This is a genomic window from Microbispora sp. H13382 (assembly GCF_014161445.1).
GTDB lineage: Bacteria > Actinomycetota > Actinomycetes > Streptosporangiales > Streptosporangiaceae > Microbispora.
Genome location: NZ_JABBXA010000017.1, coordinates 84,582 through 98,863, shown reverse-complemented (window position 1 = coordinate 98,863; position 14,282 = coordinate 84,582). Strand labels below are relative to the sequence as shown.

17 protein-coding genes are annotated in these 14,282 nt (G+C 68.9%); 3 read left to right on the top strand and 14 right to left on the bottom strand.

Going from position 1 to position 14,282, the window contains the following annotated elements:
- Positions 1–38 precede the first annotated feature (38 nt).
- The 3 genes from HHX41_RS28500 to HHX41_RS28490 all read left to right on the top strand — a co-directional run bounded on the left by HHX41_RS28500 (position 39) and on the right by HHX41_RS28490 (position 2,451).
- Entirely contained in the window at positions 39–875 is an 837-nt protein-coding gene (locus tag HHX41_RS28500; RefSeq protein WP_182908414.1) for an ABC transporter permease, read from the top strand.
- Between the two features lie 348 nt (positions 876–1,223).
- Positions 1,224–1,832: a TetR/AcrR family transcriptional regulator gene (locus HHX41_RS28495; RefSeq protein WP_169982021.1), complete on the top strand. Its 609-nt coding sequence runs from the start codon at positions 1,224–1,226 to the stop codon at positions 1,830–1,832.
- Between the two features lie 28 nt (positions 1,833–1,860).
- On the top strand, positions 1,861–2,451 hold the full coding sequence (locus HHX41_RS28490; RefSeq protein WP_182908413.1) for a cob(I)yrinic acid a,c-diamide adenosyltransferase: 591 nt from the start codon (positions 1,861–1,863) through the stop codon (positions 2,449–2,451).
- A 159-nt stretch (positions 2,452–2,610) separates the two neighbouring features.
- Here the strand turns inward: HHX41_RS28490 and HHX41_RS28485 are convergent, their stop codons facing one another.
- From HHX41_RS28485 to HHX41_RS28420, 14 genes are all read right to left on the bottom strand, one after another.
- On the bottom strand, positions 2,611–3,009 hold the full coding sequence (locus HHX41_RS28485; protein ID WP_182908412.1) for a DUF2550 domain-containing protein: 399 nt from the start codon (positions 3,007–3,009) through the stop codon (positions 2,611–2,613).
- A 19-nt stretch (positions 3,010–3,028) separates the two neighbouring features.
- Positions 3,029–3,430 carry a F0F1 ATP synthase subunit epsilon gene (locus HHX41_RS28480; protein WP_169982024.1) on the bottom strand — a complete coding sequence of 134 codons (402 nt, stop codon included), beginning with the start codon at positions 3,428–3,430 and terminating at the stop codon, positions 3,029–3,031.
- 70 nt (positions 3,431–3,500) lie between these two features.
- The gene (gene atpD, locus HHX41_RS28475) at positions 3,501–4,928 is read right to left on the bottom strand and encodes a F0F1 ATP synthase subunit beta (protein WP_182908411.1); all 1,428 of its coding nucleotides are present in this window, start codon (positions 4,926–4,928) and stop codon (positions 3,501–3,503) included.
- 1 nt (position 4,929) lies between these two features.
- Positions 4,930–5,829, bottom strand: coding sequence for a F0F1 ATP synthase subunit gamma (locus HHX41_RS28470; protein WP_182908410.1), 900 nt, complete (start codon positions 5,827–5,829; stop codon positions 4,930–4,932).
- Between the two features lie 3 nt (positions 5,830–5,832).
- On the bottom strand, positions 5,833–7,482 hold the full coding sequence (atpA, locus tag HHX41_RS28465) for a F0F1 ATP synthase subunit alpha (protein ID WP_169982027.1): 1,650 nt from the start codon (positions 7,480–7,482) through the stop codon (positions 5,833–5,835).
- A gap of 24 nt (positions 7,483–7,506) precedes the next feature.
- Positions 7,507–8,316: a F0F1 ATP synthase subunit delta gene (locus HHX41_RS28460; protein ID WP_182908409.1), complete on the bottom strand. Its 810-nt coding sequence runs from the start codon at positions 8,314–8,316 to the stop codon at positions 7,507–7,509.
- The gene (locus tag HHX41_RS28455) at positions 8,316–8,861 is read right to left on the bottom strand and encodes a F0F1 ATP synthase subunit B (RefSeq protein WP_182908408.1); all 546 of its coding nucleotides are present in this window, start codon (positions 8,859–8,861) and stop codon (positions 8,316–8,318) included. Before HHX41_RS28455 ends, HHX41_RS28460 begins: the two co-directional genes overlap by 1 nt.
- A 29-nt stretch (positions 8,862–8,890) precedes the next feature.
- Positions 8,891–9,112: an ATP synthase F0 subunit C gene (gene atpE / locus HHX41_RS28450; protein WP_079320508.1), complete on the bottom strand. Its 222-nt coding sequence runs from the start codon at positions 9,110–9,112 to the stop codon at positions 8,891–8,893.
- An 88-nt stretch (positions 9,113–9,200) separates the two neighbouring features.
- Positions 9,201–9,989 carry a F0F1 ATP synthase subunit A gene (gene atpB / locus HHX41_RS28445; RefSeq protein WP_310742217.1) on the bottom strand — a complete coding sequence of 263 codons (789 nt, stop codon included), beginning with the start codon at positions 9,987–9,989 and terminating at the stop codon, positions 9,201–9,203.
- Between the two features lie 132 nt (positions 9,990–10,121).
- Complete coding sequence (locus HHX41_RS28440) at positions 10,122–10,337, bottom strand: hypothetical protein (protein ID WP_169982030.1); 216 nt, start codon at positions 10,335–10,337, stop codon at positions 10,122–10,124.
- Between the two features lie 62 nt (positions 10,338–10,399).
- Positions 10,400–10,822, bottom strand: a complete 423-nt coding sequence (locus HHX41_RS28435) for a hypothetical protein (protein WP_169982031.1) — start codon at positions 10,820–10,822, stop codon at positions 10,400–10,402.
- A gap of 146 nt (positions 10,823–10,968) precedes the next feature.
- Complete coding sequence (locus tag HHX41_RS28430) at positions 10,969–12,366, bottom strand: MraY family glycosyltransferase (RefSeq protein WP_310742216.1); 1,398 nt, start codon at positions 12,364–12,366, stop codon at positions 10,969–10,971.
- Positions 12,367–12,429: 63 nt separating this feature from the next.
- A complete protein-coding gene (glyA, locus tag HHX41_RS28425; RefSeq protein ID WP_182908407.1) occupies positions 12,430–13,692 on the bottom strand; it encodes a serine hydroxymethyltransferase in 1,263 nt (420 codons plus the stop codon).
- A 129-nt stretch (positions 13,693–13,821) separates the two neighbouring features.
- A complete protein-coding gene (locus HHX41_RS28420) occupies positions 13,822–14,211 on the bottom strand; it encodes a hypothetical protein (RefSeq protein WP_169982033.1) in 390 nt (129 codons plus the stop codon).
- Positions 14,212–14,282: the final 71 nt, after the last annotated feature.

The window sequence follows — 14,282 nt, the reverse complement described above, 5'->3', positions numbered from 1 at the left end:
CGCCGTCCTCGTCAGTCCCGTTCCCTCAAGAGGCCCCCATGACCGACATCGCCACCCCCGCCGGCCGCCCGGCCCGTATGCCGTCCACACTCGCCACCGGGCTGGCCCGCGGCGTGCTGGAGACCAAGATGTTCTTCCGCGAGAAGGACGCCGTGGTCTTCACCTTCTCCTTCCCGATCATCATGCTCGTCCTGTTCGGCTCGATCTTCTCCGACAGCCTCGAAGGGACCGGGATCACGGTCTCGCAGCTCTACACCGCCGGACTGCTCGGCGCCGGCGTCATGGGCGCCGGCTTTCAGAACCTCGGCATCGGCATCGCCGGCGACCGGGACGACGGCACGCTCAAGCGGCTCGCCGGCACCCCCATGCCGCCCGCCGCGTACTTCATCGGCAAGGTCCTCAACGTCCTGGTCATCGCGTTCCTGGAGTCGGTGGCCCTGCTCGCCATCGGCGTGGTCATGTACGACCTCGACCTGCCGGACGAGCCGTCCAGGTGGCTCACCTTCGCCTGGGTGTTCGTCCTCGGCGTCTCGGCCGCGGCCCTGCTGGGCGTGGCGGTGAGCAGCCTGCCCCGCTCGGCCAAGAGCGCCGCCGCCGTCGTCACCATGCCGTTCGTCGTGCTGCAGTTCATCTCCGGGGTGTTCATCCCCTTCACGCAGATGCCCGGGTGGCTGATCGACATCGCGTCGGTCTTCCCGCTCAAGTGGATGTGCCAGGGCTTCCGGTCCGTCTTCCTGGGGGACGCGGGCGCCGCGCTGGAACTGACCGGGTCGTACGAACTGGGCCGGGTGGCCCTGGTCCTGGCCGCCTGGCTCGTCGGCGGCCTCATCCTGTGCGCCACGACGTTCCGGTGGAAGGGCCGCCGCGACGGATAGGCCCGATCGCGGAGCGCGACGCCCGCCGGTCCTCCAACCGGCGGGACCGGGGACACGGCCGGGAGGTGGTGCTCCTGCCCGCGTCAGCCGAGACGGCGCCGCGGTGACGACCGCTCTGGCGCGCGGTCTGCTGTAATTGCCGATGCAATTGCAGCGAGACTGATCTATCTCAATTGGTAAGCGTGCTGACCTCTTGACGGCCTTGTCAAGCTATTGACCCTCTTTGGCATAGCCCGGAAGTGCTCATTTCCCAGCACTTCCACAAAAAGGATCTTGCGTTCATAATGTGAGTTCTGGGGGGACCATGACACGGTGAGGTGAAAAGTGGCGGGACGGGACTATCGGGGGATGTCGGCTGCCGAAAGGCTTGCAGACAGGAGGGAAAGGCTCATATCGGCCGCATACACCTTGTTCGCCCAGCCCGGCTTCCACGCCACCACCATCGAGAGGCTGTGCGCGACGGCGCGCATCTCCAATCGTGCCTTCTACGAATGCTTCTCCAGCCGCGAGGACCTGATGCGCGCGGTTTACGAGCGGTGCATCGAGGAGACGCTGACGTCGGTCACCGAGGCCATCGACAAGGCCCCTCCCACGCTCGACGACCGCATCGTCGCCGGCATCGCCGAGTACATCCGCTTCGTCACCAAGGACGTACGGCGCGCCCGCCTGATGCACCTGGAGGTACGACGGGCCGGCAACGTGCTCAGCGGCGCCCGTCAGCAGGCGGTGGCCTCGTTCACCAAGGTCATCGAGTCCTCGGCGCGGGGCGCGACCCGCATGCCTCCCCTCGACCTCCACCTGCTGGCGCTCGGGCTCATCGGCGCCCTCACCGAGTTACTCATCGAGTGGGTGGTGACCGAGCCGTCCCCGCCCACCGAGCAGCTCATCGAGGCCTGCGTGTACATCTTCCGCCGCACCTTCGCCTCCGAAGGCCCCATGGCGGCCTCCGCCCAGTGATCCGGGGCCGGTGACTACGCTGAGCGGCATGACCCGAGCCGACAACGACAAGCCGGTCGTCCTGTCCAAGATTTACACGAAGACGGGCGACGACGGCACGACCGCCCTGGGCGACATGAGCCGCACCCGCAAGACCGACCCCCGCCTGACCGCCTACGCGGACGTGGAGGAGGCCAACGCCGCCATCGGAGTGGCCCTCGCGACGGGGGGCCTGCCCGAGGAGGTCACGGCCGTCCTGAGCAGGGTGCAGAACGAGCTGTTCGACGTCGGCGCCGACCTGTGCACCCCCGTCGTCGAAACACCCGAGTTCCCGCCGCTGCGGGTCGAGGAGCCGTACGTCGCCTGGCTGGAGGAGCAGTGCGACCGCTTCAACGCGGAGCTGAAGCCGCTGCGCAGCTTCATCCTTCCGGGCGGCGCCCCGCCCGCCGCCTTCCTCCACCTCGCCCGCACGATCGTACGGCGGTCCGAGCGGTCGGCCTGGGCGGCGCTGGAGGCTCACGACGACGTCAACCCCCTGACGGCCAAGTATCTGAACCGCCTGTCCGACCTGATGTTCATCCTCTGCCGCGTGGCCTCCGCCGGCGACGAGCTCCTCTGGAAGCCGGGCGGAACCCGGTAGACCGACCACAGGGAACGCGAGGGCGCGGCTGTGCGCCAGACTGAGGAGCGCGCGGGAGCGAAGGCGACCAAGCGCGACGAGGTCTGAGCTTACGCCGCGCCTCCGGCACGGCCGACGCCCCCAAGGCGCCCGAGCCGCCTCGCCAGAGGCGAGGCGCTTCTACGCAGCGTCGAGGTGGGCGCTGGGCGGGGCGGACTCGAGCCAGGCCAGGAAGCCGGTCAGCGCGTCCTCGCTCATCGCGAGGGACAGTGGGCCGCGCTCGGCCGAGCAGACGACGGTCCAGTAGCCCGCGGGCCCCTCACCCGTGTCGAGCATCCTCCGGCTGGAAACGGTGAGGCCGCGCCTCGCGATCGCGTGGCGCGGCCTCAATCCGAGTCCCAGGAACGGGATCCAGTGGAGCTCTCCCCCTACGTAGCGGGCGACCCCGCTCTTCCAGCCCCCCCGGTCGTCCCGTACCCGGCAGACGATCGTGCCCCGGGCCCGTGCCAGGACGAAGCCCCGGATGACGAGGAGCGCGGCCACGGTGAAGACGCCCGCGAGTATCCCAAGCGCCGCCAATGCCGCCCTCCTCCTGTTGTCAGACCTCTTCGCCGGCCGCCCGCAGCCGGGCAGCCGCACGCTTGGCCTTCAGCCGTGCGTCCGCGTCCTCATGGTCGGCCTCGATCGAGGCCTGAGCACGCTGCAGCGCGTCCTTGGCCCGCGCGACGTCGACCTCGGAGCCGAGCTCGGCCGCCTCCGCCAGGATCGACACGTCGTTGTCGGCGACGGAGATGAATCCGCCGTGCACCGCGGCCACGAGGTCGCCTCCGTCGCCGCGCTTGACGCGCAGCACCCCGCCCTCGACGAGGACACCGAGAACGGGAGCGTGGTTCGGCATAATACCGATCTCGCCGTCCACGGTCTTGGCAATGACCATGTCGGCCTCGCCCGTCCAGATCTCACGTTCCGGCGACACGACGCCCACGCGAAGCTTTGCCACTTCTCAGCTCCCTTTCGACGGACGCCTGCACGGCCGGCCGCAGCCGTGCCGCACAGGCGTCGAAGGCGTCTTAGCGCTCGAGTTCCTTCGCCTTGGCGATGGCCTGCTCGATGCCGCCGACCATGAAGAAGGCCTGCTCGGGCAGGTGGTCGTACTCGCCGGCGCACAGGCCCTTGAACGAGGCGATGGTCTCGTCCAGCGGCACGAACTCGCCCGGCTGGCCGGTGAACGCCTCGGCGGCGTACATCGGGTGGGACAGGAACCGCTCGATGCGGCGCGCCCGCTGGACGGTGACCTTGTCCTCTTCGGAGAGCTCGTCGATGCCCAGGATGGCGATGATGTCCTGCAGTTCCTTGTACTTCTGCAGGATCCGCTTGGTCTCCTGGGCGACCGCGTAGTGCTCATCACCGATGATCTGCGGGTCGAGGATCCGCGAGGAGGAGTCGAGCGGGTCCACCGCGGGGTAGATGCCCTTCTCCGAGATCGGCCGGGACAGAACGGTCTGCGCGTCGAGGTGCGCGAACGCGTTGTGCGGCGCCGGGTCGGTGATGTCGTCCGCGGGCACGTAGATCGCCTGCATGGAGGTGATCGAGTGACCACGGGTCGAGGTGATGCGCTCCTGGAGCACGCCCATCTCGTCGGCGAGGGTCGGCTGGTAACCCACGGCGGACGGCATACGGCCGAGCAGCGTGGAGACCTCCGAACCCGCCTGGGTGAAGCGGAAGATGTTGTCGATGAACAGCAGCACGTCCTGCTTCTGCACGTCGCGGAAGTACTCCGCCATGGTCAGAGCGGACAGCGCCACCCGCAGACGGGTGCCCGGGGGCTCGTCCATCTGGCCGAAGACGAGCGCGGTGTCCTTGAGGACGTCCGCCTCCTCCATCTCCAGCCACAGGTCGTTGCCCTCACGGGTGCGCTCGCCGACGCCCGCGAACACCGAGGTACCCGAGAACTTCAGCGCGACGCGGCGGATCATCTCCTGGATCAGAACGGTCTTGCCGACGCCCGCGCCGCCGAACAGACCGATCTTGCCGCCCTTCACGTACGGCGTGAGCAGGTCGATGACCTTGATGCCGGTGGGCAGCATCTCCGTACGGGCCTCGAGCTGGTCGAAGGCCGGGGCCGGGCGGTGGATCGGCCACCGCTCGGTGACCTGCAGCGACGCCTTGTCGGCGTCGAGCGGCTCACCGAGGGCGTTCCACACGTGGCCCTTGACGGCGTCGCCGACGGGCACCGAGATCGCCGCGCCGGTGTCGGAGACGGCGGCGCCGCGCACGAGGCCGTCGGTCGGCTGCATGGAGATGGCCCGGACGATGTTGTCGCCGAGGTGCTGGGCGACCTCAAGGGTCAGGGTCTTGGTCTCGCCGCCGAGCTCGATGTCGACGGTGAGCGCGTTGTAGATGTCCGGCATGGCCTCGACGGGGAACTCCACGTCGACGACCGGACCGGTGACGCGGGCGACACGGCCCACGGTGGTCTCAACAGTCTGTGCGGTCATTTCACTCTTTCCCCGCTGCGGCGTCAGCCAGCGCGTTCGCGCCACCGACGATCTCGCTGATTTCCTGGGTGATCTCGGCCTGACGCGCCTGGTTCATCTGCTGGGTGAACACGCGGATGAGCTCGTTGGCGTTGTCGGTGGCCGACTTCATCGCGCGGCGCCGCGCGGCGTGCTCGGAGGCGGCCGACTGGAGCAGCGCGTTGTAGATGCGCGACTCGATGTAGCGCGGCAGCAGCGAATCGAGCACGTCACCGGCCGTCGGTTCGAACTCGTAGTACGGCGGGATGCCCTCCGGGGGCGCCTCCGCCTCCTCGACCTCGAGCGGCAGGATCCGCTTGACGATCACGTTCTGCGTCAGCATCGAGACGAACCCGGTGTAGACGACGTGGATCTCGTCGATCCCGTCCTCCGCCTTGAACGACTCGATGAGCGTGTCGGCGATCTCCTTGGCGTTGCCGTACGACGGGTTGTCGGAGAAGCCGTCCCACTCGCCGAACATCTCCCGGCTGCGGAAGCGGTGCCAGGTGAGGCCCTTGCGGCCCACGACGTACGGCTTCACCGTCAGGCCGCGCCCGACCAGGTGGCCCTTCAGCGCCTCGGCCTCACGGAGGATGTTGGCGTTGTAGCCGCCGGCGAAGCCGCGGTCGCTGGTGACGATCAAGACGCCTGCCGTGGCCGGCTGCTCCTTGGCCACCGTGAGCGGGTGGTCGACGTTCGTCGTGTTCGACAGGACCGCCGACACGGCGTGCGTGATCTCCCGCTCATACGGCACGGCCGCCTGCATCCGCTGCTGCGCCTTGACGATGCGCGACGAGGCGATCAGCTCCTGCGCACGGGTGATCTTCGCGGTGGACTTGACCGACTTGATCCGCCGCCGCAGCTGTCGAAGCTGGGCACCCATGGGTTACTTCGCCTCAACCTTGCGGACGTGCTTGACGACCTTTTCCTGGCCGACCGCGCTGGCGTCCAGCGCCTCCACCGGCTCGTCGTTGACGAGCAGCTCACCGCTGGAGGTGGTGAAGCCCTTCTTGAACTCCGTGATGGCGTCCTTGAGGCTGGTCACCGTGTCGTCCGTCAGCTCCTTGGTCTCGCGGATGCTGTCGAAGACACCCTTCTGGGTGGTCCCGAGGTAGTCGAGGAACTCGGCCTCGAAGCGGCGGATGTCCTCCACCGGCACGTCGTCCAGCTCGCCGGTGGTGCCGGCCCACACCGAGACGACCTGCTTCTCGACCGGGAACGGGCTGTACTGCGGCTGCTTGAGCAGCTCCACCAGACGGGCGCCACGCTCCAGCTGGGCGCGGGAGGCCGCGTCCAGGTCGGAGGCGAAGGCCGCGAAAGCCTCGAGGTCGCGGTACTGGGACAGCGACAGACGGAGCGTACCGGCCACCTTGCGCATGGCCTTGACCTGGGCGGAACCACCGACTCGGGAGACCGAGACACCGACGTTGATCGCCGGGCGGACGCCGGCGTTGAACAGGTCGGTCTCCAGGAAGCACTGGCCGTCGGTGATGGAGATGACGTTGGTCGGGATGAACGCCGACACGTCGTTGCCCTTGGTCTCGATGATCGGCAGACCGGTCATCGAGCCGCCGCCCATGTCGGCCGAGAGCTTGGCGCAGCGCTCCAGCAGACGCGAGTGGAGGTAGAAGACGTCGCCGGGGAACGCCTCACGGCCCGGCGGACGACGCAGCAGCAGCGACACGGCGCGGTAGGCGTCGGCCTGCTTGGTCAGGTCGTCGAAGACGATCAGCACGTGCTTGCCCTGGTACATCCAGTGCTGACCGATGGCAGAACCGGTGTACGGAGCGATGTACTTGTAGCCCGCGGGGTCGGAGGCCGGAGCGGCGACGATGGTCGTGTACTCCAGCGCGCCCGCCTCCTCGAGGCGGCCCCGCACCTGGGCGATCGTGGAGCCCTTCTGGCCGACGGCGACGTAGATGCAGCGAACCTGGCGGCTCGGGTCGCCGGAGAGCCAGTTCTCCTTCTGGTTGAGGATCGTGTCGACCGCGATCGCGGTCTTGCCGGTGCCGCGGTCGCCGATGATCAGCTGACGCTGGCCGCGGCCGATCGGCGTCATGGCGTCGATCGCCTTGAGGCCGGTCTGCAGCGGCTCCTTCACCGGCTGGCGCTGGACCACCGAGGGGGCCTGCAGCTCGAGGGCGCGGCGGCCCTCGGCGGCGATCGGGCCCTTGCCGTCGAGCGGATTGCCCAGGGGGTCGACCACGCGGCCGAGGAAGTCGTCGCCGACCGGGACCGACAGGACCTCGCCGGTGCGGCGGACCTGCTGACCCTCCTCGATACCGCTGAAGTCGCCCAGGACGACCGCACCGATCTCGCGGACGTCGAGGTTCAGCGCCAGGCCGCGCGTGCCGTTCTCGAACTCGAGCAGCTCGTTCGCCATCGCCGAGGGCAGGCCGGAGACATGGGCGATGCCGTCCCCGGCGTCGACGACGGTCCCGATCTCCTCGCGCGCGGCACCTTCCGGCTCGTACGCCTGGACGAAGCGCTCAAGGGCGTCCCGGATCTCGTCCGGCCGGATCGTAAGCTCCGCCATCTCGTTCTTGTCTCCCTATTCGCCTCAGCCGGCCAACCGGCGGCGGACTTCTTCGATACGTCCGGCGATCGTGGTGTCGATGTAGTCGTCTCCGACCCTCACGGAGAATCCACCGAGCACCTCCGGGTCCACCTCGACGTTCAGGTGGACGTCTCGCCCGTAGGTGGCTCGCAGCCAGGCCGCGAGCCGCTGCTTCTGCTGCTGCGTGAGCGGCACCGCGCTGCGGACCACGCCCACCAGGCGCTCGCGCGCCCGCGCGACGATCCAGCCGAACTCCTCCAGTGCCGTCTCCAGGCTACGTCCCCGCGGGTGCACAACAGCCTGTGTGACGAGCCGTACGGTGGAGGGAGCGGCCTTCCCGCCGAGCAGCGTGGCGAGCAGGTCGCGCTTGCGCTCGGCCGGGATGGCCGGGTCGCTGAGCGCGCGGCGCAGCTGCGGGTTGGCGGCGAGGATCCGGCCGAAGCGGAACAGCTCGTCCTCGACGTCGTCGAGTCGACGCTCCGACTCGGCCTCTGCGGCCGCGGACATCACGCCGATGCGCTCCAGGGCGTCCGGCAGGTCGCCGGCCTTGGACCACTTGGCCCTGACCGCGGCGACCGCGATCTCCAGCGCGGCGTCGCCGACCTTGCCCTGCAGAAGGGAGCGCACGACGCTCTCCTTCTGCCCGGCCGGGCGCGAGGGGTCGGAAAGACCCCGGCGCAGCCCGTGCTCGCGGTCGAAGAGGTCGGCGACGGCGAACAGCTCCTCGGCGAGGGCGCCGAGGTCGGCGGTCGCGGCGACGGTGTTGAACCGCTCCTCGACCTCCGTGAGGGCGGTCCTGCTGAGGCCCCGCATCAGCGAACCGCCTCCGGGCGGCCCTCGAGCTCCTCGAGGAACCGGTCGACGATGCGGCGCTGACGGACCTCGTCCTCGAGCGACTCGCCGACGATGCGGCTCGCCAGCTCGGTGGACAGACGCCCGATCTCACCGCGCAGCTGGTTGAGCGCCTGCTGACGGTCGGCCTCGATCTGGGCGTGGGCCGCCTCGATGATGCGCCGCGCCTCGGCCTGGGCCTCCTCGCGGAGCTCGGCCTTGATCTGGGCGCCCTGCTCCCGGGCCTCCTCGCGCAGACGGGCCGCCTCCTGGCGGGCCTCCGCGAGCTGAGCCCGGTACTGCTCCAGAGTGCGCTGGGCTTCGGCCTGGGCGTCCTCGGCCTTCTTGATGCCGCCCTCGATAGCCTCTGTCCGCTCGGCCAGCGTCTTCTGGATACGCGGGGTGAGGATCTTTCCGACGACGAGGAAGACGACGAGGAAGGCGAAGCTGCCGACGACCAGCTCGTAAGCATGCGGGATGAGGGGGCTCTCGCCCTCAGCCGCGAGGAACGTAGCTGCCATAGTCATAGGTGCAGCCTTCCTTCAGAGTGGGTACGTCAGTAGATGAACGGCGCGACGAGGCCGATGAGGGCCAGCGCCTCGGTGAGGACGAAGCCGAGCAGCATGTTCTGGCGGATGAGGCCGTACGCCTCCGGCTGGCGGGCGATGGCCTGCACGCCCTGACCGAAGATGATGCCCACGCCGATGCCGGGGCCGATGGCGGCGAGGCCGTAACCGACGGCGCCAAGGTTGCCGGAGACTTCAGCGAGAACGCTCATTGCTGTTCTTCCTTTACTGGTCGGCCGGTGAGTGCCTCACTCACCGGTCAGGTCTACGTCAGGGGCGGGTCTGTGGGGACGGGGACCGTCAGTGGTCGGGGTGCAGCGAGCCACCGATGTACATGGCGGCCAGCATCGTGAACAGGAACGCCTGCAGGAACTGGATGAACATCTCGAAGCCGGTCATCGCGATCGTCATGATGACGCCCAGCACGCCGAGGCCCGCACCGAGCGGGGTGAGCTTCTCGAAGAGGAACCAGAAGCCGACCATGCTGAAGAAGGCCAGGATGAGGTGGCCGGCGAACATGTTCGCGAAGAGTCGCACGGCGTGCGTGAACGGCGCGATGATCAGGTTCGACAGGAACTCGATCGGGGCGAGCAGCACGTAGATCGGCTTGGGCAGTCCCGGCGGGAACATCATGTTCTTGAAGTAGCCGCCCAGGCCCTGGTGCTTGATGCCCAGGTAGACCTTGATGACGTAGATCACGACCGCGAAGACCACCGGGAACGCGATGTGCGACGCGACCGGGATCTGGATCAGCGGGACGACGCCGAAGAAGTTCCACAGCAGGATCAGGAAGAACAAGCTGAGCAGCAGCGGCATCCACCGCTCGGCGTCCTTGCCCAGGAACGGCCGGGCGACCTGGTCGCGGACGAACTGGTAGCCCATCTCGCCGACGTTCTGCATGCCCCGCGGCACGAGCTTCGGGTTGGCGAAGGCGCTCCACGCCACGGCGCACACCACGAGGGCGCCGAAGAGCGCCATCAGCACCGGCTTGGTCAGCCAGTACGGCGCACCCTCGTACAGCGGCGGGAAGTCGAAGATGGACGGTCCCGGCGCCGTGAAGTCATCGGCGACGAGCATGAGGGGGGTCACTTGGCCACCTCGCCTACCTGCTTGGGGCCGAATGCCCGAAGCATGTGCTTGTTCGTCCGTTCGCTACGCTCGCGCACGGGCGTTCCCTTCAACGATTGGATCAACAGAAGAGCGTGGGAAGCGGGCCCGCTGTCAGCGGCCGTACTTCAGATAGACGAGGTAGGCAGCCAGCCCGACCCCGAGAATGACGCCTATGGGGATGAACGCGTGCACGCCGGTCAACCAGCTCAGCAACCAGCCGAGGCCGCCCCACACCAGAATCCCGGATAGCAGATAGCTCGGGACCGACCAGGCGGCGTCGGCGAAGTCGCGGCCGTCGGTCTCGGGCCTGCGCTCCTGTTCGCTCATCGCGGCACGACGATAGCAGGAGCCATGCGGACTAGTCATATCGGGCTGCCCCGTACGCGTGATCATGAGGGGCCCTGCCCGGGAACCTTCGCCTCAGGCTCCACGTAGAGCATCTTGAGCTTCATGAATCCACGCATCTCACCGACGGTCCAGGCGAGCGTGCAGCCGATGACGCTCAGCGCGAACACGCGGGAGTCGAACGCGGTGGTGCCGTCGAAGGCGTTCAGCATCGCCATGATCGCCAGAACCTTGACGACGTAGCCCACCACGGCGGCGGTCATCATCGCCATCGGCGACACCCGGCCGGCCCAGGAGACGACGACCAGGCCGACGGTGAAGAAGGCGGCGACGAGAAGGAGACCGATGCCCGCGCCCAACGCACCCTTGGCCCCGGTCGTGAACACCGCGACGAGCGCGGCGAGGAGACCGACGATCAAGGTCGGCACGGCGGCGCCCTTGAGAACGCGCACGTCGTTGGCCTGCAATGGGACTCCAGAATCGGTTGTCAAACGAGCGATTGCTACCTGCTGGGGCGTCGTTGCCCTGGCCCCTTGCTAGTGAAAGCTATCACAAGCCCTGGAGTGCCGCCTTTACCTGGCGTTTCGGGTCGGCGCCGACCTGCGGGGACGGGTCAGCGGAAGGTCCCGGTGTCGGCGCGGGAAGTGGTGGGAGGGACGCCCGGGGCGCCTGGGGCACCCTGACCCGGATAGGGATGCCGCCCCTGGGCGGAAAGCCTGCCGGGGGCGGCGGAGCCGGCCTGGCCCGGAGTGACGGGAGGCGCCGGCGCGGGGACGACGGGGTAGACGAGCGTGTCGTGCTCCGTCGTCGTGCGCCCGGCCGGACCGGGGCCGGGTGGCCGGCTCCCGGCCGGACGCGCTTCGGCCCTCTGGTCGCCCTTCTGCTCCTGCACGGCGATGCGGCGCGACCGCCACCTGGGCAGGCCCATGATGACGAGCACCGCCACCGCGAGCACGATCGTCAGCGGGAACAGGATGAGCGGCACACCGCCGATCGACAGGCCGACGATCGCGAAGGCGAACAGGAACGTCCACGCGTACATGATCAGCACGCTGCGCCGGTGGGAGTGGCCGATGTCCAGCATGCGGTGGTGCAGGTGGCCGCGGTCGGGGGCGAACGGGGACATCCCGGCCGACGTCCGCCGGATGACCGCCATGACGAGGTCGGCCAGCGGCAGCACCACCACCGCGATCGGCAGCACCAGCGGCAGGATCACCGGGAACCGGTTGATCTTGCCGACGACCGCGTCCGGCTCGACCGACGACAGGCTCGTGATCAACGAGGCGGCGAGCAGCAGGCCGATCAGCATGGCGCCGGTGTCGCCCATGAAGATCTTGGCGGGGTTGAAGTTGTGCGGCAGGAAGCCCGCGCACATCCCGATGAGGATCGCCGCGATGGCGGCGGTCCCGTTGATCCGCGACCCGCTCGCGGTCTGCTGCAGGACGATCGAGTACGCGAAGGTCGCCATCGCGGCGATCCCGACGATGCCCGCGGCCAGGCCGTCCAGACCGTCGACGAAGTTCACCGCGTTGATCACGACAACGACGATCATGATGGTGAGGATCGTGTACAGGGTCCTGTCGAGGGCCTGGGAACCGCCCATCGACTGCGGCATCGGGAGGAACTGCAGATACATGCCGAAATAGACGAGCAGCCCGCCCGCCGCGATCTGGCCGCCCAGCTTGACCAGCGCGTCCATGCCGAGCCAGTCGTCCAGGAACCCGGTGATGACGATCAGGCCGCCGGCCGCGAGGAGGGCGACCACCGTCTTCCCCGTCTGGCTGCTGTCGAACGCGCCGCCGACGTACGGCAGTTTGGTCGCCACCAGCAGCGCCGCCGCCATCCCGCCGAACATCGCGAGCCCGCCCAGACGTGGAGTGGGCACCGTGTGCACGTCCCGCTCCCGCACCTCGGGCGCCGCGCCGATGCGCAGCGCGAACACCCTGACCGGCGGCACCAGCAGGTACGTCACCGCGGCCGCCACGAGCGCCAAGAGGAGATATTCGCGCACGGACCTAGTTTCCTGGATAGGCGGATCAGTTGTGACGGGCAAAAGACATAGATCGCCCTATCCCTAACGGGGATATGCCGGATGCGTCGCGGTCAGCCCCTTTACCCGTTCGAGGACCGACGTTATCGCACTGGGCTGCCGGATGGCCCGGACGACGAGAGACGCGATGTCCGTCATCTCCGCCCGGCCCATGCCCTGGGTGGTCACGCAGAGGGTGCCGACCCTGATCCCGGAGGTCACGGTCGCGGGCGCCGGATCGTACGGAATCGTGTTGTGGTTGAGCAGGATGCCGGCCTCCGCGCACCGCCGTTCCGCCTCCGCCCCGCTCACCCCGGTCCCACGCAGGTCGGCCAGCACGAGGTGGGTGTCGGTGCCGCCCGACACCGGGCGCAGCCCCTCGGCCGCGAGCCCCTCCGCCAGCGTCCGCGCGTTGTCCACCACCGACGCGGCGTACGCCCGGAACTCGGGGCGCAGCGCCTCGCCGAAGGCCACCGCCTTGGCCGCGACCACGTGCATCAGCGGCCCGCCCTGGCTGAAGGGGAACACCGCCCGGTCGATCTCCGAGGCGAGATCGCCGGTGCACAGCACGCCTCCCCCACGCGGGCCGCGCAGCGACTTGTGGGTCGTGAAGGTCACGACGTCCGCGTACGGCACGGCCGACGGAACGGCCCCGCCGGCCATGAGGCCGATCTCGTGGGCGACGTCCGCCAGCAGCCAGGCTCCGGCCTCGTCGGCGATGGCGCGGAACGCGGCGAAGTCGATCAGCCGGGGGTACGCCGTGGCCCCGCAGACGATCACCCTGGGCCGGTGGCGCAGCGCCAGGTCCCTCACCTCGTCGTAGTCGAGCGTCTCGGTGTCCCGCCGCACGCCGTAGGAGACGACGTGGAACCACCTGCCGGAGAAGTTCACCCTGGATCCGTGGGTGATGTGCCCGCCGTGTCGCAGGGCGAGTGCCAGGACGGTGTCCCCCGGCTGCAGAAGGGCCGCGTACGCCGCCAGGATGGCCGTGGTGCCGCTGTAGGGCTGCACGTTGACGTGGTCGGCCCCGAACAATCGCTTGGCCCGCTCCACGGCGATCTGCTCGGCGCGGTCGGCCACCTCGCAACCGCCGTAGTACCTGTGGCCCGGATAGCCCTCGGCGTACTTGTCGTTCAGCACCGAGCCCAGCGCGGTGAGGACGGCGGGCGAGGACAGGTTCTCGCTGGCGATGAGCTGGAGCCCGCCGCGCAGCCTCGCGACCTCGTCGAGCAGCACCTGGGCGACCTCTGGGTCCTGCGCGGCGAGCCGGGCGAAATCGGGCCCGTAGAACGGCTCGCAACTGTCCATTGGACCGGCTCACAATCCGGTGGCGGTCTTCGCTCCAAGAGTAGACCGCCCGGACACGCCGGACCTTCGCTGCGGTCCTCGCTCCCTTTCTCTCCGCTCTCCCAACCCGTTGAACGCGTGGGCGGCGTATCAGGAGGTGAAGGCGTGCGGTGCACCCGACTTGCTCGGAATCCAGCGCGGCGTGTCGGCCGCCTGGTCGCTGATCGCCGTCAACACGGCCTGGCGGTACATGCCGAGCCGGTTGCGCCATTCGGCGATGTCCTGGACGTACCGGCCGGCGACCGGAGCGTCCCACACGTCCCTGCTCCGCGCCATCTCATACGGCTTGTCCAGGGACTTGGTGAGCTGGTCCATCAGCGGGACCACCTGCAGCCACAGGTCCACGAGCTTCTGGTATTCCGGGTTGAACACCCATCCCGTCGGCTGCCCGCCGGGCGAGAGCAGGTCGGTGCTCGACGGCGCCGGCGGGGTCTCCCCCGGCTGCAGCGGAGTGGGCGCCGGCGGGTCGACAAAGCTCACGATCGCGCCTCCTGTGCGAAACCGGCGCGAACGCCGGCATTGGTCGTCGCATGCCCTGCGGCGGGGATCCC

Coding starts and splice junctions, on each gene's coding strand:
- HHX41_RS28500 (WP_182908414.1), top strand. CDS start 39: ATGACCGACATCGCCACCCCCGCCGGCCGCCCGGCCCGTATGCCGTCC.
- HHX41_RS28495 (WP_169982021.1), top strand. CDS start 1,224: ATGTCGGCTGCCGAAAGGCTTGCAGACAGGAGGGAAAGGCTCATATCG.
- HHX41_RS28490 (WP_182908413.1), top strand. CDS start 1,861: ATGACCCGAGCCGACAACGACAAGCCGGTCGTCCTGTCCAAGATTTAC.
- atpD (WP_182908411.1), bottom strand. CDS start 4,928: ATGACCGCACAGACTGTTGAGACCACCGTGGGCCGTGTCGCCCGCGTC.
- HHX41_RS28470 (WP_182908410.1), bottom strand. CDS start 5,829: ATGGGTGCCCAGCTTCGACAGCTGCGGCGGCGGATCAAGTCGGTCAAG.
- atpA (WP_169982027.1), bottom strand. CDS start 7,482: ATGGCGGAGCTTACGATCCGGCCGGACGAGATCCGGGACGCCCTTGAG.
- HHX41_RS28460 (WP_182908409.1), bottom strand. CDS start 8,316: ATGCGGGGCCTCAGCAGGACCGCCCTCACGGAGGTCGAGGAGCGGTTC.
- HHX41_RS28455 (WP_182908408.1), bottom strand. CDS start 8,861: ATGACTATGGCAGCTACGTTCCTCGCGGCTGAGGGCGAGAGCCCCCTC.
- atpE (WP_079320508.1), bottom strand. CDS start 9,112: ATGAGCGTTCTCGCTGAAGTCTCCGGCAACCTTGGCGCCGTCGGTTAC.
- HHX41_RS28440 (WP_169982030.1), bottom strand. CDS start 10,337: ATGAGCGAACAGGAGCGCAGGCCCGAGACCGACGGCCGCGACTTCGCC.
- glyA (WP_182908407.1), bottom strand. CDS start 13,692: ATGGACAGTTGCGAGCCGTTCTACGGGCCCGATTTCGCCCGGCTCGCC.